Consider the following 24,527-nt stretch of genomic DNA (forward strand, 5'->3'; position numbering starts at 1 on the left):
GGCGGAGCCGGGCCGACCGTACTTACTGCTTACTGTTGTTGGGTGTTTTTTATCTGTGTAATTCTGTGTTCATCCGTGGCCAAACTGGCTTACCCACCCGGCGCTACCATTTCCTGCGACAGTGCCATCATAGCCGTAGCAACTGCAGCAATCACAAACTGAAATTCCTTGCTTTCATTTTTCGGCAACCACACAAAATTTTGCTTGTGTGCCATCAGTGGTAAACCTCTGAACTGTACAGCACCAATGGAAATGCCGTTTTCCCGGAACACATAACCCAGCACATACATCGCTTTCTTCCCATCAGCATAATGATTCACCGGCAGCAGTTCAATTTCACGGATGCCATTGGTGAGCACTCCTACGATCTCTTCTGAAATACTTACAACACCTGCTGTTTCCTGCTGTGCTGTGCTGAAGATCCAATCACTTGTATCGGCCGAAAGTATCGTGGTAATAAGGTCGGTCTTGCCCCGATTGTAAGTGGCGGGTCCTTCGTTGCGGCCAAAAATATTGTTCTTGGGTTGTGTGTAATAAAGTGTGGTGGTGGTAGCCATGTTTACAATGGCTGTATCGGTCTCGTTGCGCAGGAGTTTGAATGATCGTTTCTGCTTAATGTTTTGTTCCACTTCTTTCACGTTCGATAAAAGACGTGAGAGCACATCTTGCTGTTCGGTTGTTGTATTTGATTTGCTTGTCCATCCTTTGCGGCTGTTGAGTAAACGATAAGGACCAAATTCATAGCGCAGGAAACCAATCCCTGTTTTTTGTTTTACCTGTAAGGGTTCGGCAAGTTGTGCAATGTTAGCAGGCAACTGCATCAGTTTTTGCGCATTGCTTTGTTGTATTACAAACAGCAAACATAATATGATACTATTGCGGAGCATCGTAGTTTGAAGTTAACTTTTTTTCATCATCCGTTGTTTCATCCGGTCCATCATTTCCTGATTGTTCATCATATTTTCATACATGTGGATCATGATGTTGCTGTCGGTTTTGGAAGCTTCCATCAGGTTGCTCATCATGGTGTTCATCATACCGGGGTTGTTCCGCATCATTTCCATCATCACACCAATATGTTGTTGCATACTGTCTCTGCTGTTCATTATGGCATTCATCATTTCTCTTGCCATTTTATCGTCATTAGCAATTGTGTCGATGATGGCCGTTCTTGTTTCTTTGTTGGCAAGCAGTTGATTGACGGTGGGGGTGTTGGTACAGGCGGCAAACAATAACACGAAGCTCATTGTACACAGCATTGTTTTAATATAGTTCATAGTGTTCATTTGTTTGTGGGGCGTAATACGCACAGGAAATTGTTGCGAGGTATAAACGACATTCGGCAACGATATTACGACAGGCAATCGCTGATTGGTTGCAATGTTCCAGGTGTGAAAATTTTTCACATTCTTCAGCGCAGGTAGTGCAGATCTCAATACATAAGCGGCATACTTGTGTGAGCAGTTCGGTGCTGCTGTCCATTGCTTTTGTAACCAGTTTGCAAATGATCACCGCCGTGTGATTTAATTTTGCACAGCGGGTTAACACATAGCTTTCTTCTTCCAGAAGGCATGCACCTGAACAATGAGTAGAAGCTTCCAGACATTCTTCCAGCAGGTGTTTCAACGATTCATGATTCATACATTTCCGGCTTGCTATGTACAAACAACTGTACAATAGCATGAAGGTAGATTGCTTTGCTGCCCTCACTGTTACAGAGAAACCTAAATGGTTTATACAATTCACAGGTTCATCGAACCAAAAAAATGGACTTGAAGAAGAGCATCTTCCACTGCTGTTGTAAACAGTCGAAACGAAACAGCATCGCTGTACTGGTTTCTTTCGCATTCTCGGGCAGACCTTTTATTTTCACAAGATGAAAGCACTGCTGATCATTGTTTCTGTTCTTGTAGTGGTGCTGCTTTTTGTACAATGCAGCAACAACGTGCCGAATAAAAAAGATCTTGATGAAAACATGATCGATGTAGCGATGTACAGCGATAATCTTGGATTATACCTTCGCAAACAGGATGCTGATTATTCGCTCTGGTTATTGGAAGGATTGGATAGCACATTGCATGTGCTTGCCGTTACATTTACCGAACACCGCAAACTGGTGCGGCCCTTTCAACAATCATATCACAAAGAACTTGCACCGCCCATCAATCAAATTCGCAAGGCATTACAACAAACGAATTTTCCTGCTGCTGTTGAATCGTATCGTTTACTCATTAACAACTGCAACGATTGCCATATTGATCTTGAGATAGATAAAAACGTTGTTGACTGGAGCAAAGAGGGGGTGCATTAAATGAAACAAAGATTCATTCAATGCAAATGATTCGGTGAATAAACCGGGTGTGTTTTCTTTAAGCGTTCAGACCGGCGGAGCCGGGCCGACCGAACTACATGGTTGTCAACCCTCACCAACAATACAATCTGTGTTCCTCTGCGTTCATCTGTGGCAAACCCATTCGTGTAGATTCGTGCAATTCGTGGCTACCATTAATTCTCCTCTTCTACCTCAGCCCCCTGTGCAAGTGGCGATTGTGTAACAATGCCAAACTCAAACTGCATGTCGTTGAGTTTGCGGTAGAGTCCGTTGTGGCTCATGAGTTCGTTATGTGTTCCGCTTTCTGTAACAACGCCTTTATCGATCAACACAATTTTATCGGCATTGCGTATGGTGGAGAGCCGGTGTGCGATCACAAAGGAAGTGCGGCCTTTCATGAGATTATCTAAGGCTTCCTGCACCAGCTGTTCGCTTTCACTATCGAGGGATGAAGTGGCTTCATCTAAAATTAAAATAGCAGGGTCTTTTAAAATGGCACGTGCAATGGCAATGCGTTGTCGTTGTCCGCCACTTAATTTAATACCTCTTTCTCCAACAATGGTTTCATACTGTTCAGGAAACTGTTGAATAAATAAATGGGCATTCGCACTTTTAGCAGCGGCTATAATTTCTTCCTCACTTGCATTGGGTTTACCGTACGCAATGTTTTCTTTGATACTGCCGCCAAACAATAATACTTCCTGCGGAACAAACGCCATTTGTCTGCGTAGTTGAGACAGAGGAAAAGAAGCAGCAGGTCGTTCATCAAAGTACAACGTGCCTTTATCGGGTTCGTAAAAATGTAAGAGCAAAGAAGCGATGGTTGATTTACCTGCACCGCTTGGTCCTACAATGGCGATCTGTTCTCCGTTTGATGCATTGAGTGTGAGTCCTTTTAATACGGGTACATCTTTACGGCCGGGATAACTGAAGGCCACATCTTCAAACCGAACATTTCCTTTTAACTGGTTTTGCGGTTCAACTTTTATGTCTGTTAATACAACGGGCTCACCCTCGGCTCTTAAAATTTCCCGTACACTTTGCGTGGCACCCAATGTTTTTTGCAGTTGCGAAAACATATCGGCAAAACCAGCAAAAGTACCACCCACAAACATGGAGAAGATCACAAACATGGTGAGTGCTCCCAATGTGAGTTCGCCTGAATGGATCATACCAACACCCACCCACATTACAAATGCAATACTTCCAAATACACTAAAGATCATGAACGAAATAAACGCACCACGGTAGCGTGAATTGCTGATGGATGTTGCCACTACTGATTGTATACTTTTTACATAGCGACCAATTTCATAAAACTCACTGGTGAATGCTTTTACTATTGAAATGCCCTGGAATGTTTCCTGTACTATGGTTCCGCTTTCGGCGAGTTGATCCTGTGCTTTGCGGGCCATCTTACGGATACGCATACCAAACACCACCGCTAAAATTGCAATGACGGGAACCACAGCCAGCATGATGAGCGCCAGCTTTGCACTGATCCAGAAAATAAAAAACAAACCAATGATGAGCGTAAAGATGCCACGCAGAAATTCGGCGAGCGTAAAAGAAATTGCATCTTGTATCTGCGACAGATCAGAGGAGATACGATTGCTTAATTCGCCCACTCTTTTTTCCGTGAAATAACTCATGGGCATGCTGAGTAATTTGCTGTACACATCTTTGCGCATATCGGCCAAAGAGCGTTCACCCGCCGCCGTTAGTAAGTACACCCGCATGAATGAAAACACAGTTTGCAAACTCAGCTGTGCAAAAATGAGTAGCAGTGTTGTATTTAACGAGAGCTGAATATTTTTCAATCCAAAATCGAATTGCGACATACCACTCATGCCGGGAAGACTTGCACCGGGTGAAGCAGCGTCGATCATCTTTCCTAATAAGAACGGAAATAAACTGGTGGTAAATGCGGAGATGGCAATAAACACCAGGCCCCAGATGAACTTACCACGATAGGGTTTTAAATACGTGAACAGGATGAGCGCCTGTTTCAGACTCTCCTTTGAAATTTTTGCTTTGCCTGATCCTTCATTTTTTGAACTTCCCCGTTGATGTGTTGCTCTTGCCATGATGTAGTTTATAACGAACCGGTTTCCGGTATTACTTTATTCCCTGCAAGGTAATGATAAAGGGGTGTAGCGGTGGATTGCCCGCTATGTTCAATGGTGGCAAACCGGCAATAATCCCGAGGAGATCTGGTGAGCCACCCCAAAGGCGAGCGGGTGACACACCAAAAAAATTACTTCAACGCCTGCACAACCATCGGCGCCAGTTTGTCGGCCCAGCGTTTGTATTCCAGTCCGGAGGGATGCAGTCCGTCAGATGCAATGAGGCTGCGGTTGGTTCTTCCTTCTTTGGTGGATGGCGTAATGTCGAGATAGGGACAATTGTATTGTTGGGTTACGTTGTAGTTGATGGTATTGAACCAGTCAATCTCTTTGCGGATCTGTGCAGTATCGAACGAAGCTGCAAACGGTGTTACACTGTAATCGGGAATGGAAAGCACAAACACATTTTGTTTTTTTCCATTGGCCAGTTCAATTGCTTTTACCAACAGCTCGGTAAAACGTTGACGATAACCGGTTGTATCCCGGCGTTGGTATTGATCGTTCACACCAATGAGTAAACTCACCACAGTATGTTTGTTCGGATTGCTGTTACTGATTGCATTTTGAAGATTGCCTGTGGTCCAACCCGTGGTGGCAATATAAGTAGGTGCTTGTACCTGGATGCCTGACTGCAACAATGCGGTTACGGTTTGTGCAGGAAAACGTTCATTTTGATTGACGCCCTGCCCGATGGTATAGGAATCGCCGAGCGCCAGCCATGTATATACAACCGGTGTTGGCGGTGTGCTGATGGGAGGATTAACTACAGGTTCCTGTTTTTTTACACAGGCGAAGCAAAAAAGGATTGATATGGTGGCGAATAAGAACTTCATTGTATTAATTACGAATGAACGGGGAAGATGGTTCGCCGGTGGGTCACCCTAATCCTTCGACGAGCTGAGGATGGCGGGTGACTCACTGCACTTATTCGGTTGGTTGTTCCAGCAGTTTAATACCTGTTGTCGTCAATTCAATTTTTTTCTCTTTGTAAAGTTTGCCCACGGTCATCTTGAATGTTTTCTTACTCATGCCGAAGAAAGAGTATATGGCTTCGGGTTCACTTTTATCGTGGTAGGGTAAATAGCCGTTGTGTTGTTGCAGCAGGCGGAGAATTTTGCCGGCTTCATCTTCTGTTTTCTGGTAGCCGGGTTTGCCGAGTGATACATCGATCTTATTATCGGGACGGATGGTTTTGATAAAACCTTCCACTTTATCTCCGATGTTGAGTTCCTGAAACACTTCATTGAAATGCAAGAGGCCGATGTGTTTTTTGTTGATGATCATGGCATAGCCGAGATCGGTTTGGCGATAAACAATGAGATCAACGATATCCATTTCTTTGACCGTGATTTCTTCATTGCTCAACAGGTGCTCAATATACTGTGAAGCAGCGACTCTGCCCGTTTGCTCATCAATGTACACCTGCACAAGATACTCGCCGCCCAACCGCATGGCAGTGATTTGTTTGCTTTTGGGAACAAAGAGATCTTTCATCAACCCCCAGTCTAAAAACGCACCATGACCACTTGTGCCTACTACTTTCATTAAGGCAATGTCGCCCACCACAGCTGTTGGGTGGAGCGTGGTGGAAATCAGCCGGTCTTCTGAATCGTGGTACACAAACACCGTGAGTTCATCACCGATTCTTGTACCACGGGGCACAAAACGTTTGGGCAGCAGGATGCCTTCGCTGCCATCATCCAGATAAGCACCGGCATCTTTGAGTCGCTGTACGATGAGGCGGTTGTATTGACCAACTTGAATCATGGGGGCGAAGATAAGATTTTCGCTGTGCTCTGCTGGTTTTGCCACGAAGGCACAAAGACACGGAGAAAGACAAAGAAGAAAACCAAATAAGCAATGTGCAATCGCCAATCTAAAATCTGCAAATTCAACTTGCCTGCTACACAAAACGCTGTTCAAAAACTTTCGGTATCTTCACCCTCCTGTTGAAAGCTCCTGTGAAAACCGGTTGGCTAAACAGGAATCATCCATCAACTTAAATTATCCGTTATGTCGTTGTTTAATACTGGCAAGAATAAGAAAGACAAAAAGAAGAGCAGCTTACCTGCAAACAAGTCATCATTCATTGCACCAAAAGGTGGTGGTAAAGCAAACACGAAAACATCCAGCAACGCCGGCAAACATGTAGGTGGCGCACAGCGTGGTGCATAATCAGCCGATCAGTTCAAATCAAGTCCTTTGGGTTTTGTGCGGGAAAGCAATGCCTGCATAGCTTGTGTTACTGCCAGTGAAACGCTGGAGCCTTCGGGGCTTTCTACTTTGCTGATCTCACCATTTTCATCGTACTCCACATTAATTTCTCCTTTTCCGGATACCATGATCTTTGACGGTTTACCGATGCTGTTGTATTCGTACTGCAGTACGCCGTCTTCGTATTCCATTTTTACGATCTTATTATCGTTGTTATAAAACAGCTTGATCCATTTATCGCCTTCGGTTGCTTTGATGAGATCGCCATTGCTGTTGTACTCAAATGTATTGATGCTGGTGTCGCCGGTATTCTTATCAATATATTCTGTGCGGATGATCTTGTTCAGTGTTTCATGATAAGTAGCCCGTGAAATATAACTGTTATTTTCTTTGAATACGAGGAAGCAGTTGTTGTTATATTCAAACACGGTTTTGTTACGACCTCTCCGCTTCATCACCGGGTTATTACAATTTTCACTGTAGGTTGTTTCCGATTCAATGCCATTTACACGCTGCAGTGTACGGTAGGTATAACTTGCACCATTTGGTTTTTTCCGCACTTCGTATTCATAATAATTACTGTCTGCTTTTTTTGTGTCGGGGTTTTCTTTGATCACCCAGGTAGCATAATGATTGTCGTTGATCTTTCCGTCAGCATCATAAAAATTCCTGTACACATATTCAGTAACTGTTCCGTTTCTGTCGGTGATTTTTTTTACAAAGAGCGTTACATTGTAATATTCAATTTTTAAAAAAGAACCATCGCTGTAGCCGATGCTGGTCATATTGTATTTATCATCGTAGGTATAGTTGTATACATTTCCTCCTGCATCGGTTGTGCTGATGAGACTGTTGCCGTTGTACAAATATGTAGAAGTGCCCTGGCTGGTTTGTAAACGGGTAATGAGTCCTTCCTCGTTTGTTGTGATGTTGTATTGATTGCCGCCTTTGTCTGTGATAAGTACGAGTTGTTTTTTTTCATTGTAGGCAAGGCTGTAAAGCAGTTGGTCGTATTTATCATATTTACCGGTAAACAAGCCCTCGTTATTAAACAGGAAATAGCTTCCGTCGCTGTAGCTGCGTTTGAAACCGGTTGCTGTTTTTACTACTTGCTGGTTGCCCATATCACGGGTATTCCATTTGGTATTCTCTGCAAAAACCGGCGACTGGAGCAAACCGGCTGTTGTATATTTTTCCCAATTGTTTCTGCGACGCTCTTCACTTTCCCGCATTTGTTTTTTAAAGTTGTTAATAGCTACAGGGTTATTGGCGATATCTCCTTTTTCAATAGCTGCTGCCACAAGACTGTTGATACTTGATGTGAGCAACAGTTCATTGCCTTCTGTTTGCACAAAACTGTTAACGCCTCCGCCACCATGTTCCCTGATATAAATCGTGCCGTCACCAACGGTAAACAAACGGGTCTCTAATTCGGACCCCCATCCAAAACCAAACAAACCAATCGATGTTGTTTTGGAATTATAGGTGCGATCAATGCTGATGCCATTGCGACTTTTCAGATCATGATCGGTATAGGTAATGTAGAAGTTTCCGTTCTTCAGATTCACGCCTGCCTTACTCAACAGCGGGAATAAAAAAACTAAACAGCAAAGCTGTAACAGGTTGTTACGGTTCATGATGTTCATATTCATTTCGTTTGTTGCAATTGACCTATCAGCCAATTACAGATCAAAATTAATTGACGTTTCACTGATCCGCTTCTGTAATTCATTATACACTGCTTCAATTTTCAGAGCGGCTTCTTTTCCCTGTTTACTTTCTTTCTTCAACACATTCCCCTCCTCATCGTAAACAAACAGTAACTCACCGGTTCCTGTAAGCGTTACCGACATGAGTTGTTCAAACTTATTGTACTTATACAGCAATTCTCCTTTTTCAGATTTAACCATGGTGATCTGTTGTGCAGCGGAATAGCTGATGGTTGTAGCAGCAGTGCCTTCCGTCATCAAAACAGGGTTTCCGTTGCTGTTGTAGCTGATCGTTTTATTACGAACCTGCTTTGTTTTTTTATTTGTAAAACGAATGTTGCTTGCTTTGTTCCATGCGCTATCGATCTCAGCCGTGATACGTATTGTATCGTTCTCTTTTAAAATCGTAATACAGTTGTTGTTATACGCAAAACTGTCGACGATGGTTCCTTTTCGAACGAAAATGGGCATTTCGCATTCTTCGTTGTTCAGTTCTTCAAATTCTTCACCGTTTTTATTGTAATAAAAATGATAGATGTAGGAGCTTCCATCGGGTTTGTCTTTTATTTCATATTCATAATACGTGCTGTCGGTTTTTGTATTGCCTTTTGGTTTAGCAAGTACAAGCGTGGCGTAATGATTATCATTTATGTTTCCTTCTGCATCATAAAATGTTTTGTATTCATACTCGGTTACATCGCCATTGGGCTGGGTTACTTTTTTGCAGAACAGCGTAGTGGTTTCATACTCCATCAACATGCTGGTGCCATCGGTATAATGGATGGCGATCATATTGTACGAAGAGTCGTAGGAATGCCGGTAGGTATTATTGGCAATGTCTTTTGTTTTTACAAGCACTACCCCATCGTACCAATAATAGGAAATGCCTTGTCTGCTTTTAATGGTAACAGCTCTCCCTTCTTTATCAATTGTAAATGTAAAAATGTTACCGCCTTTATCTTTCAGTTGTGCGATCTGGTTATTGGCATTATAGCTGATGCTGTACACTGCTCTTCCACCTGATGTATAGCGACCGGTAAAAAATCCTTTGTTATTAAAGAGATCATAACTGCCATCATCATTGATGCGTTGAAAACCTGTTTTTGTTTTCAGCAGTTGCTGGTAACCGAGATCATAACTGATCCATTTTTCGTTGAGCGAAAGTGTGGGTTCTTTCAATAACCCTTCTTCAGCATAGAGCAACCATTTTCTAAAACGATCTTCGAGACTGCTTCTCATTTTGCGCCGAAACGCATTGACCGAAACAGGATTGTTCTCAATGTCTTCATATGTCAATGCTGCTTTCACCAGTTGATTGATGCAATCTGTAATACGTGTTTCATCTTCTTCACCCGGTGAAAACTGATTGGGAGCACCGGATCCAAATTCTTTGATAAGAATATGTCCATCGCCAATGATGTAAAGCCTTGTTTCAATTTCAGAACCCCAGCCAAAACCAAATAAACCTTTGTCGGTTGATTTGGAATTGTAGGTACGCATTATTTCAAACCCGTTGAATTTTGTAAGATCATGATCGGAATACGAGATATAAAAATTACCGTTCTTGATATTAACTCCAGCCGTTGCAGATGTTGCAATGAAGAGGAGTAATACAAATAGAAGTTGTGGAATGCGGATCATACTATGGAAGAAGTTTCAATTTGTCTAAGAGTTCGATGCTGCGTGCACTGTATAGTTTGCTCCAGCCCGATTTGTTTTTCCAGTTATTGTTGTTTTGATTTTCTTTTTGCAGCCAAGGCAATGCTTTCTCTTTTTCTCCGGATGCAAACAATGCTGTTGCCAAACCGAGATAAGAAGGATTGGTGGAGTGCCCGATGGAACGTTCAAACTGTTTGATCGCTTCTTCATAATTACCTGCATCCACATGGCACCATCCCAACAATTGCAGAAAACGATATCGATAACTTTCCGAAAGGTCCGGTTGCTGTATGCTTCGTTCCAGTAATGGAATAGCTTGTTTGTATGTTCCTTCGAGATAATACAAAAGCGCTGTTTTGATATGATAAGCCGGTTGATCAGCTGGTATCCAGTCGTTAGCCAATACAAGTAATTCCAAAGCATTGCTGTTCTTTCCTTCCAGCAGTAAATTATCCGCTTTGTCAATAAAGATCAGCACCAGGTCTTTTAACGGAAACAGCAATGGATCGTTTTCATTTGCCTTTTTAAAAAAGAGCACGGCATTTTTAAAATCGTTGATCTCGAGTGATGTGTAGGCCAGGTTTCCATAAGCATTTGCATAACTGCTGTCGGCCGTAAGTGCTTTGGCATATTGTGTTGCTGCTTCTTTGAAATTTCCTGCAGCATAGTAGAAGTTGCCCAGCAGGTTGTAGAGATCAGGATTTTGATCGAAGTATTGCCCTGCCTGTTTGAGAATGGCCAATGCACTGTCGGACTTGTTTAACTTGATCCATGTTTCGTGCATCCATTCGTAGCCATTCCAATACCATGGGCTTACCAGCAGTGCTTTTTTATACCAACTGATTGCCTGCTTATAATCTTTCGTCAACTGAAAATATCGTCCATAATAACCATAGGCAGATGGCTTGTCGGCATTGATGCGAACGCTTTCTTCAAACAAACGAATGGCTTCGGCTGTGTCTTTCAATTGTGTTTTGCCCCATGCTTTTCCTGCATAGCCCCATGTGTAATACGGATTGTTGCTGATAGCAGTACTGTATAAACTATCAGCCAGTTTCCATTCTGCGACTGAAGGTCCATCACGATAATAATCTGCTAATTCTGCCAAACCTTCTGCAAAATATGGTTCACGTGTAATCGAAGTGAGTAGCAGCTCGGATGTTTGTTTGGCGTTGATCTTTTCAAACAGCTCAGCCAAGTGGTGATAGGCATACACAAAGTTGCTGTCGGCAGCTATGGATCGTGTAAAAAAATCTTCTGCTTTTTTAATGTTTCCTCTGTCTTTAAAAATAAGACCAAGGTTACTTAATTCAACAGCTGCATCAATGGTGTCAATTTCAATTGAGTATTTGTAGAGTTGTTCGGCTTCTTTGTATCGTTTCAAATCATAATACACATTGGCCAGGTTATTATACGGCCAACTGAAACCCGGTGCCAGACGAATTACTTCTTTAAACACCTCCATTGCTTCTGTATAGCGGTTCTGATCACGCAATGCATTGCCAAGACTACTTCTTGGATAGGTCCAGGTAGGAATGAGTTCGATCGCCTGCCGGTAATATTTTTCAGCTAACGGAAAATCATCCTGGTATTCTGCCACCAAGCCTAACGCATGTAAAAGAAAGGCTGCATCCTGTTCTTTCAACAAGGCTTCATGCAACAACTGTTTAGCGGTGGTATACATTTTATAATTTTTACCACGCAGGTACGAGTAGGCTTCTAAGTAACGGGCATAGATATAATACACGCTGTAACCATAATCAGCAGTATCAAGAACAGAAAGGATGCGTTTGCTTTGTTCAGCCGCAGCCATAAAATAAGCAGCAGGTGGTTGATTATTTTTGCCAAGTAAAACAGTGTTCACTGCTTGCTGCGGATCGATCCCCAACTGTTGAACGAGTTTTAATTTGATGAAACGTAACCAATCGGTCGGGAATGTTTTTTGAGTAACAAATGATTGATACAACGCTACCGCTTCTTGGTAAACAGGCTTTGTTTGTTTCAGGAAACTGTTCAACCTGTCGAGTTGCTGTTGTTGTGCAGCAGTTAACGGTGTGAGCATTGGATTGGATTCAATACCAATGGATCGACCCGTACTGTTTGATTCTTTGATTTCCAGCAATGCATTTTGCCGCAGGTTCGCCAATGCAATATTTTTTATTTCGGGTGAAATGGTCATCACCACTTTTCCTCCTGAAGAGGCACCGATGTTCGGCTCTTGTTTTTCTTTTGATTCTTCGTACACGCTGTTGTACACGTAAATGTTGAGTTCATTTACTTTTATCTTGTTATCGGCAGGACTGTTATCAGCAGCTCCCATCATTCCCTGTACCAAATAGTAGGTGAAAAATCCATGACCGATACTTTCACTTTCGAACGAACGCTGATTGGCGCCACAACTCAAATAACGAATCGTGTTGCGGAACGATGTAAGTGCAGATTCACTTAACAGATCGGCCCCTTCTTCATTCACCGTTTGTCCGCTGTGGCAGGCATCTAATACAAGACTTACTTCGATTCCGTTTTGTGTGAGGAATGTAACTGTTTCGTTCAGGTCTTTAAAACTTAATGTTCCCTGTGCACCCGTATAAGCACGTTCAATATTTACATCACTGCAAAGCAAGTAACCTACATAGCCATCTTTGTTCGCCGTATCTTTTGATTTCTGAATATCACCGTGTCCTGAAAAATAAATGATCACTTCATCACCCTTTTTCATTGGCTTTTGCTGCAGCGACCGGATGGCCGCATTCACTGCCTGGCTGTTGGCTTTTTTGTTGAGGAGCAGTTGAATATTTGCCTGGGTTACTTTTTTTGTTTCCAGTAAAAAGCGTGCATACAATGCGGCGTCTTTATCTGCTGCATTCAGTTTCAATCGTTCGGCATCGTATTCTGAAACACCGATCACCACAGCAAAGGTTGTTTTGGTTTCTTTGGTTACCACTTCTTCTTCAGTAGAACCTTTTGCAGTTTCCTGCGCTAACAAGGCCCTTGTTGTACCAAATAAAAGAAACAGGGATATGGGTAGAAAAATTCGCAGGGACATGATGGTTAAAAATAAAGATTATCTGCCGAAGAAGAGATACCCACAAATTGGTATTTCTGAGAACTGCACAAAAAACCGGTGCGTTGTGTAGATGAATTACTGTACAACTCTTTCTTTTTCTTTCTCCACAGCAATGCTTGTCCCGTTTGCAAGCCGTAAATTGCAGGCTTATTTCGTTTTATGATTGATTATTTACAAGGACTGAACGAGCGGCAGAAAGAAGCAGTTATGTATCTCAACGGGCCGTTGATGATCGTGGCTGGGGCAGGCAGCGGAAAAACAAAAGTACTTACCACACGTATTGCCCATTTGATGGCACAGGGCGTGGATGCGTTTAATATTCTGGCACTCACCTTTACCAACAAGGCTGCCAAGGAAATGAAAGAACGTGTAGAGCATATCCTCGGCAACCAGGAAGCAAGGAATTTATACATCGGAACGTTTCACAGTGTGTTTGCACGCATCTTACGAAGTGAAGCCACCAAGATCGGTTATCCTTCCAACTTTACGATCTATGATACCGACGATGCGAAGAGTGTGATCAAAACAGTGATCAATGAAATGAATCTGGATGATAAACATTACAAACCATCCACTGTTTACAATCGAATTTCATCAGCCAAGAATGCATTGGTTGGTCCGGCCGAATATGCCACCGATTATCATATCCAGCAGGAAGACATGCGGAGCAACCGACCCGCCATTGCACAGATCTACAGTGCCTATGCCAACCGTTGTTTTAAAAACGGCGCCATGGATTTTGATGATCTGCTCATCAAGTTTTATGAACTGTTGAAAAATGTACCGGAGAGTTTAAGCAAATACCAACGACGGTTCAAATACATTATGATCGACGAGTACCAGGATACCAATCCGGCACAGTATGAGATCATCAAGTTGCTGGGTGCTATGCACGAAAATGTGTGTGTGGTGGGTGATGATGCACAAAGTATTTATAGTTTCCGTGGCGCTACCATTGAAAACATTTTAATGTTTCAAAAGGATTACGACAATGTACACGTGGTGAAACTGGAACAGAACTACCGCAGTACAAAAAATATTCTCAGTGTAGCCAACGAAGTGATCGCTAATAACAAAGGGCAGATCGAGAAAACTTTGTTTACAGAAAATGGAGAAGGAGAAAAAATTCGTTTGGTACGTACCATGACGGATAATGATGAAGGAAAATTTGTAGCCGATACCATTCAGGAGCAGAAGCTTCGCAATCATTACCGGAATAAAGATTTTGCAATTCTCTATCGCACCAATGCACAGAGTCGTGCGTTTGAAGAAAGCTTACGGCGCATGGGCATTGCTTATATTATTTATGGCGGTATCAGTTTCTATCAACGCAAAGAGATCAAAGATTTTATTGCGTACATGCGCATCATTGTGAATCCAAGAGATGAAGAAGCATTGAAACGTATCATCAACTTTCCGGCAAGAGGCATCGGAAAAACAACCATTGACAAATGCGTGTTGTACGCCAATGAACAAAACATCAGCATGTGGGAAGTGCTCACCCGTGCACAACAGTTCGGTTTTAAAGCAGGAACCTTAGAAGCGATCGATGGGTTTGTAACCATGATCAGAAGCTTTGCCAGCATGTTACAAAAACACAATGCATATGAAGTGGCCGTGCATGTAGGTAAGCAAACCAATATTGTAAAAGAATTATTCAACGATAAGAGTACCGAAGGCTTGCAACGCTATGAAAATATTCAAGAGTTACTAAACTCTATTAAAGAGTGGGTTGATGATACGGCCAATCGAAGTCAGATCGATGATGATGGTGTGGTGGTGGAAGAAGCAGATCCTTTTGCCGCAACCGATACAGCACAAAAAGAATTGTCGTTTGAAGCACCGGCAACAATCGATCAAACGAAACTAGGTCCGGTTACACTTGGTGCGTATCTGCAACAGATCACCTTGTTAACGGATGCAGATGATAAAGATCCCAATGCTGATAGTGTAAAACTGATGACCATCCACGCAGCAAAAGGACTGGAGTTTGAATGTGTGTTTGCAGCAGGATTAGAAGAAATGTTGTTTCCCAATGCAATGAGCATTAACACAAGAGAAGAGTTGGAAGAAGAACGTCGCTTGTTTTATGTAGTGATCACCAGAGCCAAGAAAAAACTCTGGATCAGTTATGCCAACACCCGTTACAAGTTTGGACAAATTGTACAAAACGATCCAAGTCGTTTTCTGGAAGAATTGCCGGAACAGTTTGTTGATAAGAGTTATGCAGGCGGCGGTTCACGCAACCAGGGTTCTTCATTCGGCGGCGGGTCTGCATTCGATCGTATGAAAGGATGGGGAAACAAAGCTGACAGCAATGAAGCAGCCAATGCTGAAAAGCGATATGGCGCTCCACCCAAAGCACAACCCAAGCCATCGTATTTAACACCCACTACCCGACCACAAACTGTTGAGCATAAACCTGCACCTGATTTTGTTGCCAGCGATACCAGCAATTTACAGGAAGGACAAAAAGTGGAACACCAGAAATTTGGTTTTGGTGAAGTAGTGAAAATGGAAGGCAGTGCACACAACCCCATTGCAACGGTGAAGTTTGAATTGAACGGTGAAAAAAAGATCATGTTGAATTATGCGAAGTTGCGGATCGTGGAATGATCGGTTACAATGATTATATAAACTAAAAGAAACGGAATGGCTAAGTACATCTACATCTGTGCGCCTATTTTGTTGGTTCTGTTTGGTTCTGCTGATTTGTTTGCGCAGGAAAAATTTGAAAAGGAAAGCCGCATCAAGCAACGGGATGTACCGCCGAAGGCGCTGGAGTTTATCGATTCAGTAAATGTAAAAACAAAGCTGAAATGGTATGTTGAAGAAGGCATGAACAGGCGAAGTATCGAAGCGAAGTTTCGGCAAAACAAAAAACGATACAGCATTGAGTTTGATACACTGGGACATGTTGAAGATGTTGAAATTGAACTACTGCAAGCTGAATTGACAACAGCTATCAACGATGCTATCAACAACCAACTGAAAAAAGACTGTCTAAAATATAAAATAGAAAAAATTCAAGTACAATATTCCGGTACGGAACAGGCGTTGTTAGCAAAACTGAAGAACAGACCATCTTCCGAAAAACTGATCGTCAAGTATGAAGTGGTGGTGAAATGCACTTCAAAAAATAAAGTTGAACTGCTTGAATACCTGTTTAATGATACAGGCACCGTTCTTTCTACATCAACCATTGTATTTAAAAACAGCAGTCATCTTGAATATTAAAAAACTACAGTTTATTTTTTCAATTCTATTTGTACTGTTGGTGAATGTTGTTTTTTCTCAACAGACATACCAGCTTGGCATTCTACCATCGTTCAACTTAAATACTAAGTTGAAAAATGATTGGTCCGTCAATACAAAAATCGAATCCCGTCAGTTGCTGCAACGTGGCGAATGGGGTGGTGCTGCTGATAAGGAATACAACTATGTACTCACCGATCTTTCGTTGATTGCCGGAAAGAAGATTGGTTTGAATTCACGGGCAGGAGCCGGCTACCTGATACGATTTGAAGAAGGCGAGCGAATTCACAGGTTTATTCAACAATTCATTATTGTGCAACGAAAGTCCGGTTACCGGCTAGCCCATCGTTTGTTAACCGACCAGACGTTTTCAACAATTGAATCACCTCAATTCAGATTACGTTACCGGATCACTGCAGAAATTCCGTTGAACGGAGAATCAGTTGATCCGAAGGAGTTTTACGTAAAGCTGAATAACGAATATCTTAATAGCTTTCAATCTGCAGATTACGATCTTGAATTACGTCTTGTTCCTTTACTGGGATATGATATTGCAGCGAATAATAAGCTGGAGATGGGTTTGGATTACAGAGTCAACTCTTTTTTGAATCAGAAAGCCGAGCATAGTTTTTGGGTGAGCTTGAATTGGTTTATTGAGATTGGAAAATAGTTTACGCCTTTGTTGGTCGCCTGACCAACAAAGAAGTTCAAGATCGGTAGTGCGTTAAAAAAGTAAACTCACTTACCCCGTTTTCATAAAAACTCGCACTACTCCATCGATATGCTTCTGGCGATATGGCCAGCGCCCATTTTGGTTGCACCGGATTGTTATGAACATAATCTAACTTTTGGAGAAATACTTTTTCTGTAAACAGATCAATACTTAATGAATTGCGTTCCCATACCTGGAATTTTCTGTCTGCATCATTTACCCTTAATGCTTTCAACAACGGATCATCATGCATACGCATAAAGTTGAGTATACTGCGTGCTGTAAACTTTAAAAAATCACGTTGAAAATCGGCTCTGTTAATTCCGTCATGCAATTGCCAGATACAATGCAAATGGTTTGGCATAATAACAAAACCAAATACGGTTACCTGTTCAATGTTCACTCTTCTTTGGATGGCTTCAATGACGATCTGTTTATGATATTCATTTTCCAAAACCGGCAGCCAATTTAAATTGGTAATTGTTATAAACTGCGGATGATGTTCAAATCGAATCATTCAGCAAAATAGAAAATGGTTCCTAAGAATACAAGTAGAACAGGTAAGCAGAATGTTCAAATCCTTTGTTGGTCAGGCGACCAACAAAGGCAGTTTGCTCACCGATTGTAATACTGCTTTTAAAGAATGCGAATACGAGCCGTATCAAAATAATCTTTCAATAACACGCCCTTGTTGGTTGCTTTGCCAACAAGAAAAAATAAAAAAGACGTCGGAGAGTGACGTCTTTTTTATATCAACAAAGTTTGTATCAAAACGATCCTAAATCCCATGTTGGTCAGGCGACCAACATGGGCCTTGCATCAAAACAATCCTTCAATACTAAAATAACGTTCGCCGGTATCATAGTTAAAGATCAATACACGACTTCCCTTTGGCATGTCCGGAATTTTTTTAGCAGTGGCAGCCATGGTTGCGCCACTGGAAATGCCCTGGAAAATTCCTTCTTCGCTGGCGGCACGTTGCGCATACGAAAACGCTTCATCTTTACTTACCTGAATTACTCCGTCCAATACATCTGTATGCAGGTTGGAAGGAATAAATCCGGCACCAATTCCCTGGATAGGATGTGGGGAAGGTTCGCCACCACTGATCACGGGCGACAATTCCGGTTCAACCGCAAACACTTTTACATTGGGAAATTTCTTTTTTAATTCACGACCTACCGCAGTGATATGTCCGCCGGTACCAACACCCGTAATTAAATAATCAAGCCCTTCCGGAAAATCATTCAAAATTTCCTGTGCCGTTGTTTTTACGTGCGCATCAATATTGGCAGGGTTATCGAATTGCTGCGGCATCCAGCTATTGGGGGTTGCTTCCACCAGCTCCGTTGCTTTTGCAATCGCACCTTTCATTCCCTTTTCACGAGGTGTTAATTCAAATGTAGCACCATACACGCTCATCAGTTTACGACGTTCAATACTCATACTTTCAGGCATTACAAGTATCAGCTTGTAACCTTTTACGGCAGCCACCATTGCCAGGCCAATACCGGTGTTGCCGCTGGTTGGTTCAATGATCACGCTACCTTCTTTCAAAATTCCTTTTGCTTCGGCATCTTCGATCATACTTAATGCAATACGGTCTTTGATACTTCCACCGGGGTTGGCACGTTCCAGTTTACTCCAAACTTCTACATCAGCAGAAAATAAACGGTTGATGCGTACATGTGGCGTGTTGCCAATGGTTTCTAAAATGTTATTTGCTTTCATCTCGATTTGTTTTATTGTTTGTTGCGAATATTTTAAATGATAAAATTCAGCGGCTCTGTGAAATCTTTTTTATCGGTTACAATGGTTTCACTTTTCGTGTACACTACACTATGCGGTATTACACTTTGTGTGATCCAGGTGTTGCCACCTACAATACTGTCGTGACCGATCACTGTATTACCACCAAGAATAGTACTGTTGGCATAGATCACTACGTTGTCTTGAATGGTAGGGTGTCGTTTTGTTTGCGCATCTTCTTTCCGTACTGCCAACGCACCAAGCGTAACGCCCTGATATATTTTTACATACTTCCCGATCACCGATGTTTCGCCTATCACAATGCCCGTTCCGTGATCAATAAAAAACGGACAACCAATTGTTGCGCCGGGGTTGATGTCGATGCCGGTACGGCTATGTGCCCACTCGCCCATCATACGGGGCAGAATGGGAATTTTCTTTTTGTACAATGCATGTGTTAAGCGATACACAATGATGGCATAAAAGCCGGGGTACGAAAGCACCACTTCTTCAATAGAGTAAGCAGCCGGATCAAATTCAAGGATCAACTCCGCATCTTCTATCAGCTCTTGTTTGATGTGTTGAAGTTCTTCAAAATATTCTTCGGTAACAGCCAGCACATCCATTTCATATTTCTGCGAAAGCGGAGTAAGAATTTCAATGAATTTTTTGTGGAGCGATGCCTGCATACTTGCCTGCGTTTGTACAAACGACTTCGGATCACTGATCAGCGGAAAGAGGTAGTTGATCAACTCTTCTGTAAAGGTGATCACCGTTTGCCGGGACGGAAAATTACTGCTGAGCAGGTAACCGGGGAATGTATACATGTGAAAAAATTTAAACGTCCTCTGTGGCAGGCAATGAATGGTCGGTCACTTTTACATCAAGTGATCAAGCGAAAATAAGGCATCTTTTGTTTAGTCTACTGATCCGGTTGATTTTTAGCATCTTCGCAATCCATCGGCGTCCATTTATGACAGAATGCTAACAAATTACTTTACTTCAGCGCTTTTTTCAAGGCTTCTACTGTTTTTTTATCGTTCCCGACAAAGATCTGTTTGTTGAGAATGGTTACCGGACGTTTGAGAAAGGTGTCTTCTGAAAGAATATAATTTTTATAATCCTCCTCTGTCAGTTGTTTGTCTTTCAACCCCAGTTCTTTATACTTCAGGGCACGGCGGCTGAACAGTGCCTCATAGCTACCCGCCAGTTGTTTCATTTCTTCCAGCTGTTTGGCTGTTATCTTTTCTTCACGGATATTCTGAAATTCAATACCAGCCAGATCGGCTCCTGTTTCTTTGATAATGGCCTGGCAGGTGGTGCAGTGAGCGAGGTGGTACATTTTCTTCTTCATAAACAAATCTTGAATTTGCTTGTAACTTAAGCGATTTTTGCTCTACATATACATTTACGCAAACCAATTGGTTGAATGACCGACCACACTGAACAGAATTTTCTGCAACTGGTACAGCAGCACCAGGGCATTATACGCAAGGTATGCCATCTCTATGGCCGCAGCGATGTGGACAGGGATGATCTGTACCAGGAAATTGTGATCCAGTTGTGGAAAGCCTTCGGTAGTTTCCGGGGCGATTCGAAGATCAGTACCTGGATGTACCGCATTGCGTTAAACACAGCCATCAGCAACCTGCGGAAACAGTCGAGAAAAGTTGCACTCAGCTTTCCGGAATTTATTCCACGGGAAGAGGCTGATACAAATGAAGAACGGATCAAAGAAGAAAAGCTCAAAGAAATGTATGCGGCCATCAGCCGTTTATCGGAAGTGGAAAAAGCAATTGTTATGCTTTACCTCGAAGATAAAAGTTACGAAGAGATGGAAGAGATCCTCGGTATCAACAACGGTAACCTGCGGGTAAAAATGAACCGTATCAAAGACAAATTACGTACACTTACTAAAGCAGAATCGTATGGAGCTTGATCAGCTAAAAGAAATGTGGGGCGATATGGCCATAAGTAAAAAAGGTTCTTCGTTTGAAGAGATACAGGCCATGCTGCGTAAAAAATCGAAGAGCCCCATTGCCAAAATGAAACGCAATCTGATGATCGAAATGGTTGCGGTGATTGTACTTTACACCTTGATCATTATTGATTATGTGATGACATATAATGGTGTGATGCTTAGTATTCCTTTGTTAATGTTTGTTCTGGGAGTTCTGTTTGTTATTTACTATATCCGCAAACGAAAATTGTTGAAAGATATGGAATGTGTTACCTGCGAAGTGAAATCAAACTTACAGCAGCAGCTAAACATACTCGAAAAATATGTTCGCTTTTACATGCTGGCTGGTACGTTGTTGTTTCCGCTAACCATGATCTTTATGAGTGTAGTTTTGTATTTCTATTCGGCCGAAATGCAACAATTATCGAAGCCTATGCCGTTTCTTCCGTTTATGGCTATTGTAACAGGAAGTGCAATCGTCTTAACAATCCCTATGTACTTTTTGAATAAATGGTATGTTCGTAAACTATATGGTCAGCATGTTGAAAAGTTGAAGTTGATTGTAAGTGAAATGAGTGAAGAAGAAAACTAAAAAAGAAACCATGAAAAAAATTATCAGCACGTTCTTAGTTGCAGTGATTTGTACCAGCTCCGCATTTGCACAGATACAACCAAAAAGTAGTTTGCTCTGGGAAATTACAGGCAACAATCTGCAACAACCTTCTTATCTGTTTGGAACCATCCATATTATTTGTGAAGAAGATTTCTTTTTTCCTGCTATCGTAAAAGAAAAATTTTCCAATGCACAGGAAGTATTTCTTGAATTGGACATGGATGACCCGATGATGATGATGAAAATGATGACGATGTTGCAATTGCCCAAAGGACAAACCATTAAACAGTTATTTGCTGATAGTGCCGCCTTTGCAGCATTTGATAAAAAGTACCAGGAAATAACCGGTACATCTGCCATGATGTTTAATACATTCAAACCATTTATGCTGATGAGTATGCTGGCGCAGAAATCGCTGAACTGTGCAAACAGTGAATCATACGAACAAACATTTATGGCGTTGGCAGCAACGCTGAAAAAAGATCTCAAAGGGCTTGAAACAATGGAAGATCAGATCGCAGTATTTGACGGCATCCCCGACAGCACAGAAATTACCAATCTGCAAACCATGCTGAAAGATTTTGACAAGCAGGTAGAAGAATTTAAAAAACTGGTAGCGGTTTATAAAACACAGGATGTGGACGCCATGTATCGCTTCACCAATCAATCACCCGAATTGATGGGCGCTGAAGACGAGTTGCTCACCAAACGCAATAACAAATGGATTCCGGTAATGAAAGCAAGTATGGAAAAAGGCAATACGTTCTTTGCTGTAGGTGCTGCTCATTTAGGTGGTGATATTGGCGTGATTGCATTACTGCGGAAGCAAGGATATACTGTGAAGCCGGTGAAGTTGTAAGCAGCTTTTTATAAGAAAATAATTCAAGGACATATTGGGGAAGAGACCAGCGAGGCAACAGCTAACAAGTTTAGGGCTCTTTTTTGCAGACAGATGAGATTTAATAGTTGGATTTTTCTAATTTAGATTTGCGAAACCAAAAACCATGGAGCAGTCTAAACTTAGAGAACTTTTTTATCATCACGAAGGTAAACTGATCCATAAATGGGACCATTACTTTGATGTGTATGAAAAATATTTTTCAAAATACATAGGGAAAGAACTAAATATTCTTGAGATAGGTGTATCACACGGAGGCTCCCTTCAACTTTGGAAAAAATATTTCGGACCGAATGTTAACATCTACGCAATCGATATTAATCCTGAATGTAAAAAGCTGGAGGAGGAGCGCATAAAAATTTTTATTGGATCCCAAAGTGACAAACAATTCCTTCAGCATATTATTAACGATTTGCCGGAACTTGATATTATTCTTGATGATGGTGGGCATACCATGCAGCAACAAATTGTTTCTTTCGAAGCTTTATATCTGAAAGTAAAAGAAGGGGGGCTTTATGTGGTGGAAGACACACATACTTCATATTGGTATGAGTTTCATGGTGGTCTGAAAAACCCTAATAGTTTTATCGAGTATTCAAAGAACCTGGTTGACTCTCTATATGAAGGTCATTTGAACGAGAAGCAAAAAGTGGTAGTAAACACGATCACAAAACATATTTCAGGTATTTCTTTTTACGACAGCATTGTGGTGTTTGAAAAGAAAAAGCGAAACGATCCTTTTCACATTAAAAAAGGGGAGGAGACAATTGAACCGTATGTCCAAAAAGAGCTTCAAAAGTCTTCATTGCTCAGGAAGCTAAAACTAAAACTGTTTGGAAAGATCGATACATTCCGGTTAAACGATAAAGGGAAAGTATAATTCGGTACAACCAATGTTTGTTTGAATTTCTCATTTCATACAGCATCCCCGCTGCTTATCTTCGCAACATGCAGCATCTGGCTATTTTTCTTTCCAATACATTCAACAAACAGTTACTCATTCAGCAATTGCTTGAGAAAAAAGCAACCGGTTTGTTATCGATGTTCAACAGCAGCGATGTGCAATTGTTTTCCTCCTACACACTTCAGCAATATTTACACGAAGAAGAGATTCACGGATACTGTGGTATTGAAGCTGCACGAACACAAACACTCCGTTCCATGTCGAGTGGCGAACAGAAGAAAGTATTGCTGCAACATTTACTTTCCTTAAAACCGGATGTTTTCATATTGGATAATGTGTTTGATAATATCGATACAACCGCACAGCAATCGCTCAAAGCAGCATTAGAACAAGCAGCCGGTCAAACAATCTTTATTCAGTTATTACACCGGCAATGGGAACTGCTTCCGTTTATTCAACAAACAGTAACCGTTAATCAGCAAAATGAATTTGTTCCGTTTGAGGCAGACGCAACAGCAACTAACCAACCAAGCGATCAGCCAATACCTGCTCCATTGCATCACTATGCGATCAACAACAATGAACTCGTTCGCTTTGCAGATGTAAGTGTAAGTTATGATGGCCGGCAGGTTTTGCAACACATCAACTGGACCATCAATAAAGGAGACTTCTGGCAATTGAAAGGTCCCAACGGATCGGGTAAAACAACATTGCTAACCATGATCACCGGTGATAATGTAAAAGGCTATGGACAGGAACTGTTCATTTTCAAGCGAAAAAAAGGAACTGGTGAAAGTGTGTGGGATATTAAACAAAAGATCGGTTATCTCACACCGGCTATGACTGACCTGTTCAGCACACGCCATACATTGGAGCAAATGATCGTCTCCGGTTTTGTGGATCAGATCGGTTTGTATTCTGTTCCAAGCGATATGCAGCAGCGTGCAGCATTTGAATGGATGCAGTTGCTGCAACTGGAACAAAAAGCACGGCTGCCGTTCAACAAATTGAGTACAGGTGAACAACGGCTTGCATTGATTGCACGGGCCATGGTAAAACATCCTCCCTTATTGATCTTAGATGAACCGTTGATGGGATTAGATGATGCCAATGCTGCAAAAGTGATTCAGCTCATCAATAAACTCGCAGCAGAAAGTACCACTGCTATTTTATACGTTTCTCATCAAACAGAAAAAGGATTGGAGCCGCAGAAAGTATTTGAATTAATCAAGACTGAAAACGGATCGATTGGAAGAGTTGTGTGATTGTTTGCCACTAAGGCTCAAAGGCAGAAAAGACGGGCAAATGTGCCCGCCCTTTCTTAGATGT

23 protein-coding genes are annotated in these 24,527 nt (G+C 41.9%); 10 read left to right on the plus strand and 13 right to left on the minus strand.

From position 1 onward, the window contains the following. Positions 1–89 precede the first annotated feature (89 nt). Genes WG989_RS05715 through WG989_RS05725 form a run of 3 tightly spaced genes read right to left on the minus strand, consistent with a single transcriptional unit; the run spans position 90 to position 1,641 of the window. The gene (locus tag WG989_RS05715) at positions 90–887 is read right to left on the minus strand and encodes a hypothetical protein (protein WP_340427958.1); all 798 of its coding nucleotides are present in this window, start codon (positions 885–887) and stop codon (positions 90–92) included. A 12-nt stretch (positions 888–899) separates the two neighbouring features. Beyond that, on the minus strand, positions 900–1,277 hold the full coding sequence (locus WG989_RS05720) for a hypothetical protein (protein WP_340427959.1): 378 nt from the start codon (positions 1,275–1,277) through the stop codon (positions 900–902). After that, on the minus strand, positions 1,264–1,641 hold the full coding sequence (locus tag WG989_RS05725; protein ID WP_340427960.1) for a four-helix bundle copper-binding protein: 378 nt from the start codon (positions 1,639–1,641) through the stop codon (positions 1,264–1,266). The genes WG989_RS05720 and WG989_RS05725 overlap by 14 nt, the downstream gene beginning before the upstream one ends. 235 nt (positions 1,642–1,876) lie before the next feature. On the opposite strand from WG989_RS05725, the gene WG989_RS05730 reads away from it, so the two are divergent. Further along, entirely contained in the window at positions 1,877–2,311 is a 435-nt protein-coding gene (locus tag WG989_RS05730) for a hypothetical protein (protein ID WP_340427961.1), read from the plus strand. 194 nt (positions 2,312–2,505) lie between these two features. On the opposite strand, the gene WG989_RS05735 is transcribed toward WG989_RS05730, so the two are convergent. From WG989_RS05735 to WG989_RS05745, 3 genes are all read right to left on the minus strand, one after another. Then, on the minus strand, positions 2,506–4,419 hold the full coding sequence (locus tag WG989_RS05735; protein WP_340427962.1) for an ABC transporter ATP-binding protein: 1,914 nt from the start codon (positions 4,417–4,419) through the stop codon (positions 2,506–2,508). 170 nt (positions 4,420–4,589) lie between these two features. Beyond that, on the minus strand, positions 4,590–5,291 hold the full coding sequence (locus tag WG989_RS05740; RefSeq protein ID WP_340427963.1) for an SGNH/GDSL hydrolase family protein: 702 nt from the start codon (positions 5,289–5,291) through the stop codon (positions 4,590–4,592). A gap of 91 nt (positions 5,292–5,382) precedes the next feature. Next, positions 5,383–6,225, minus strand: coding sequence for a CvfB family protein (locus WG989_RS05745; RefSeq protein ID WP_340427964.1), 843 nt, complete (start codon positions 6,223–6,225; stop codon positions 5,383–5,385). 246 nt (positions 6,226–6,471) lie between these two features. Here WG989_RS05745 and WG989_RS05750 point away from each other — a divergent pair, with 246 nt between their 5' ends. After that, the gene (locus WG989_RS05750; protein WP_340427965.1) at positions 6,472–6,633 is read left to right on the plus strand and encodes a hypothetical protein; all 162 of its coding nucleotides are present in this window, start codon (positions 6,472–6,474) and stop codon (positions 6,631–6,633) included. A gap of 8 nt (positions 6,634–6,641) precedes the next feature. Here WG989_RS05750 and WG989_RS05755 read toward each other — a convergent pair whose 3' ends face one another. From WG989_RS05755 to WG989_RS05765, 3 genes are read right to left on the minus strand one after another with little or no spacing between them, the layout of a single operon-like run. Further along, a complete protein-coding gene (locus tag WG989_RS05755; RefSeq protein ID WP_340427967.1) occupies positions 6,642–8,318 on the minus strand; it encodes an RHS repeat domain-containing protein in 1,677 nt (558 codons plus the stop codon). A gap of 36 nt (positions 8,319–8,354) precedes the next feature. Then, complete coding sequence (locus WG989_RS05760) at positions 8,355–10,022, minus strand: DUF6531 domain-containing protein (protein WP_340427968.1); 1,668 nt, start codon at positions 10,020–10,022, stop codon at positions 8,355–8,357. A gap of 1 nt (position 10,023) precedes the next feature. Further along, positions 10,024–13,086: a tetratricopeptide repeat protein gene (locus WG989_RS05765; RefSeq protein ID WP_340427970.1), complete on the minus strand. Its 3,063-nt coding sequence runs from the start codon at positions 13,084–13,086 to the stop codon at positions 10,024–10,026. A 180-nt stretch (positions 13,087–13,266) separates the two neighbouring features. Here WG989_RS05765 and WG989_RS05770 point away from each other — a divergent pair, with 180 nt between their 5' ends. Genes WG989_RS05770 through WG989_RS05780 form a run of 3 tightly spaced genes read left to right on the plus strand, consistent with a single transcriptional unit; the run spans position 13,267 to position 17,032 of the window. Next, the gene (locus WG989_RS05770) at positions 13,267–15,723 is read left to right on the plus strand and encodes an ATP-dependent helicase (protein ID WP_340427971.1); all 2,457 of its coding nucleotides are present in this window, start codon (positions 13,267–13,269) and stop codon (positions 15,721–15,723) included. Between the two features lie 36 nt (positions 15,724–15,759). Next, complete coding sequence (locus WG989_RS05775; RefSeq protein WP_340427972.1) at positions 15,760–16,344, plus strand: hypothetical protein; 585 nt, start codon at positions 15,760–15,762, stop codon at positions 16,342–16,344. Beyond that, a complete protein-coding gene (locus WG989_RS05780; RefSeq protein WP_340427973.1) occupies positions 16,334–17,032 on the plus strand; it encodes a DUF2490 domain-containing protein in 699 nt (232 codons plus the stop codon). Before WG989_RS05775 ends, WG989_RS05780 begins: the two co-directional genes overlap by 11 nt. A gap of 37 nt (positions 17,033–17,069) precedes the next feature. Here WG989_RS05780 and WG989_RS05785 read toward each other — a convergent pair whose 3' ends face one another. The 4 genes from WG989_RS05785 to WG989_RS05800 all read right to left on the minus strand — a co-directional run bounded on the left by WG989_RS05785 (position 17,070) and on the right by WG989_RS05800 (position 20,177). Further along, positions 17,070–17,591, minus strand: coding sequence for a transposase (locus WG989_RS05785; RefSeq protein WP_340427974.1), 522 nt, complete (start codon positions 17,589–17,591; stop codon positions 17,070–17,072). A 302-nt stretch (positions 17,592–17,893) separates the two neighbouring features. Continuing rightward, positions 17,894–18,805 (minus strand): cysteine synthase A, encoded by a 912-nt coding sequence (gene cysK, locus WG989_RS05790; protein WP_340427975.1) that lies wholly within the window; start codon positions 18,803–18,805, stop codon positions 17,894–17,896. A 32-nt stretch (positions 18,806–18,837) separates the two neighbouring features. Beyond that, positions 18,838–19,650: a serine O-acetyltransferase EpsC gene (epsC, locus tag WG989_RS05795; protein ID WP_340427976.1), complete on the minus strand. Its 813-nt coding sequence runs from the start codon at positions 19,648–19,650 to the stop codon at positions 18,838–18,840. A 170-nt stretch (positions 19,651–19,820) separates the two neighbouring features. Then, positions 19,821–20,177: an arsenate reductase family protein gene (locus WG989_RS05800; RefSeq protein ID WP_340427977.1), complete on the minus strand. Its 357-nt coding sequence runs from the start codon at positions 20,175–20,177 to the stop codon at positions 19,821–19,823. 75 nt (positions 20,178–20,252) lie between these two features. On the opposite strand from WG989_RS05800, the gene WG989_RS05805 reads away from it, so the two are divergent. The 5 genes from WG989_RS05805 to WG989_RS05825 all read left to right on the plus strand — a co-directional run bounded on the left by WG989_RS05805 (position 20,253) and on the right by WG989_RS05825 (position 24,463). After that, a complete protein-coding gene (locus tag WG989_RS05805) occupies positions 20,253–20,762 on the plus strand; it encodes an RNA polymerase sigma factor (RefSeq protein WP_340427978.1) in 510 nt (169 codons plus the stop codon). Next, positions 20,752–21,375, plus strand: a complete 624-nt coding sequence (locus tag WG989_RS05810; RefSeq protein ID WP_340427980.1) for a DUF8845 family protein — start codon at positions 20,752–20,754, stop codon at positions 21,373–21,375. Before WG989_RS05805 ends, WG989_RS05810 begins: the two co-directional genes overlap by 11 nt. Positions 21,376–21,385: 10 nt before the next feature. Beyond that, entirely contained in the window at positions 21,386–22,255 is an 870-nt protein-coding gene (locus WG989_RS05815; protein WP_340427982.1) for a TraB/GumN family protein, read from the plus strand. A gap of 145 nt (positions 22,256–22,400) precedes the next feature. Continuing rightward, complete coding sequence (locus WG989_RS05820; protein WP_340427985.1) at positions 22,401–23,174, plus strand: class I SAM-dependent methyltransferase; 774 nt, start codon at positions 22,401–22,403, stop codon at positions 23,172–23,174. Between the two features lie 17 nt (positions 23,175–23,191). Next, entirely contained in the window at positions 23,192–24,463 is a 1,272-nt protein-coding gene (locus tag WG989_RS05825; RefSeq protein WP_340427987.1) for an ATP-binding cassette domain-containing protein, read from the plus strand. Positions 24,464–24,527 lie beyond the last annotated feature (64 nt).

The sequence above is a fragment of the Lacibacter sp. H407 genome, from assembly GCF_037892605.1.
In the GTDB taxonomy this organism is placed as follows: Bacteria; Bacteroidota; Bacteroidia; order Chitinophagales; family Chitinophagaceae; genus Lacibacter.

What these genes read in the sequence shown, in the direction of transcription:
- WG989_RS05715 (WP_340427958.1), bottom strand. Translation starts at nt 887, where the DNA reads ATGCTCCGCAATAGTATCATATTATGTTTGCTGTTTGTAATACAACAA.
- WG989_RS05720 (WP_340427959.1), bottom strand. Translation starts at nt 1,277, where the DNA reads ATGAACTATATTAAAACAATGCTGTGTACAATGAGCTTCGTGTTATTG.
- WG989_RS05725 (WP_340427960.1), bottom strand. Translation starts at nt 1,641, where the DNA reads ATGAATCATGAATCGTTGAAACACCTGCTGGAAGAATGTCTGGAAGCT.
- WG989_RS05730 (WP_340427961.1), top strand. Translation starts at nt 1,877, where the DNA reads ATGAAAGCACTGCTGATCATTGTTTCTGTTCTTGTAGTGGTGCTGCTT.
- WG989_RS05735 (WP_340427962.1), bottom strand. Translation starts at nt 4,419, where the DNA reads ATGGCAAGAGCAACACATCAACGGGGAAGTTCAAAAAATGAAGGATCA.
- WG989_RS05740 (WP_340427963.1), bottom strand. Translation starts at nt 5,291, where the DNA reads ATGAAGTTCTTATTCGCCACCATATCAATCCTTTTTTGCTTCGCCTGT.
- WG989_RS05745 (WP_340427964.1), bottom strand. Translation starts at nt 6,225, where the DNA reads ATGATTCAAGTTGGTCAATACAACCGCCTCATCGTACAGCGACTCAAA.
- WG989_RS05750 (WP_340427965.1), top strand. Translation starts at nt 6,472, where the DNA reads ATGTCGTTGTTTAATACTGGCAAGAATAAGAAAGACAAAAAGAAGAGC.
- WG989_RS05755 (WP_340427967.1), bottom strand. Translation starts at nt 8,318, where the DNA reads ATGAACATCATGAACCGTAACAACCTGTTACAGCTTTGCTGTTTAGTT.
- WG989_RS05760 (WP_340427968.1), bottom strand. Translation starts at nt 10,022, where the DNA reads ATGATCCGCATTCCACAACTTCTATTTGTATTACTCCTCTTCATTGCA.
- WG989_RS05765 (WP_340427970.1), bottom strand. Translation starts at nt 13,086, where the DNA reads ATGTCCCTGCGAATTTTTCTACCCATATCCCTGTTTCTTTTATTTGGT.
- WG989_RS05770 (WP_340427971.1), top strand. Translation starts at nt 13,267, where the DNA reads ATGATTGATTATTTACAAGGACTGAACGAGCGGCAGAAAGAAGCAGTT.
- WG989_RS05775 (WP_340427972.1), top strand. Translation starts at nt 15,760, where the DNA reads ATGGCTAAGTACATCTACATCTGTGCGCCTATTTTGTTGGTTCTGTTT.
- WG989_RS05785 (WP_340427974.1), bottom strand. Translation starts at nt 17,591, where the DNA reads ATGATTCGATTTGAACATCATCCGCAGTTTATAACAATTACCAATTTA.
- cysK (WP_340427975.1), bottom strand. Translation starts at nt 18,805, where the DNA reads ATGAAAGCAAATAACATTTTAGAAACCATTGGCAACACGCCACATGTA.
- epsC (WP_340427976.1), bottom strand. Translation starts at nt 19,650, where the DNA reads ATGTATACATTCCCCGGTTACCTGCTCAGCAGTAATTTTCCGTCCCGG.
- WG989_RS05800 (WP_340427977.1), bottom strand. Translation starts at nt 20,177, where the DNA reads ATGAAGAAGAAAATGTACCACCTCGCTCACTGCACCACCTGCCAGGCC.
- WG989_RS05805 (WP_340427978.1), top strand. Translation starts at nt 20,253, where the DNA reads ATGACCGACCACACTGAACAGAATTTTCTGCAACTGGTACAGCAGCAC.
- WG989_RS05810 (WP_340427980.1), top strand. Translation starts at nt 20,752, where the DNA reads ATGGAGCTTGATCAGCTAAAAGAAATGTGGGGCGATATGGCCATAAGT.
- WG989_RS05815 (WP_340427982.1), top strand. Translation starts at nt 21,386, where the DNA reads ATGAAAAAAATTATCAGCACGTTCTTAGTTGCAGTGATTTGTACCAGC.
- WG989_RS05820 (WP_340427985.1), top strand. Translation starts at nt 22,401, where the DNA reads ATGGAGCAGTCTAAACTTAGAGAACTTTTTTATCATCACGAAGGTAAA.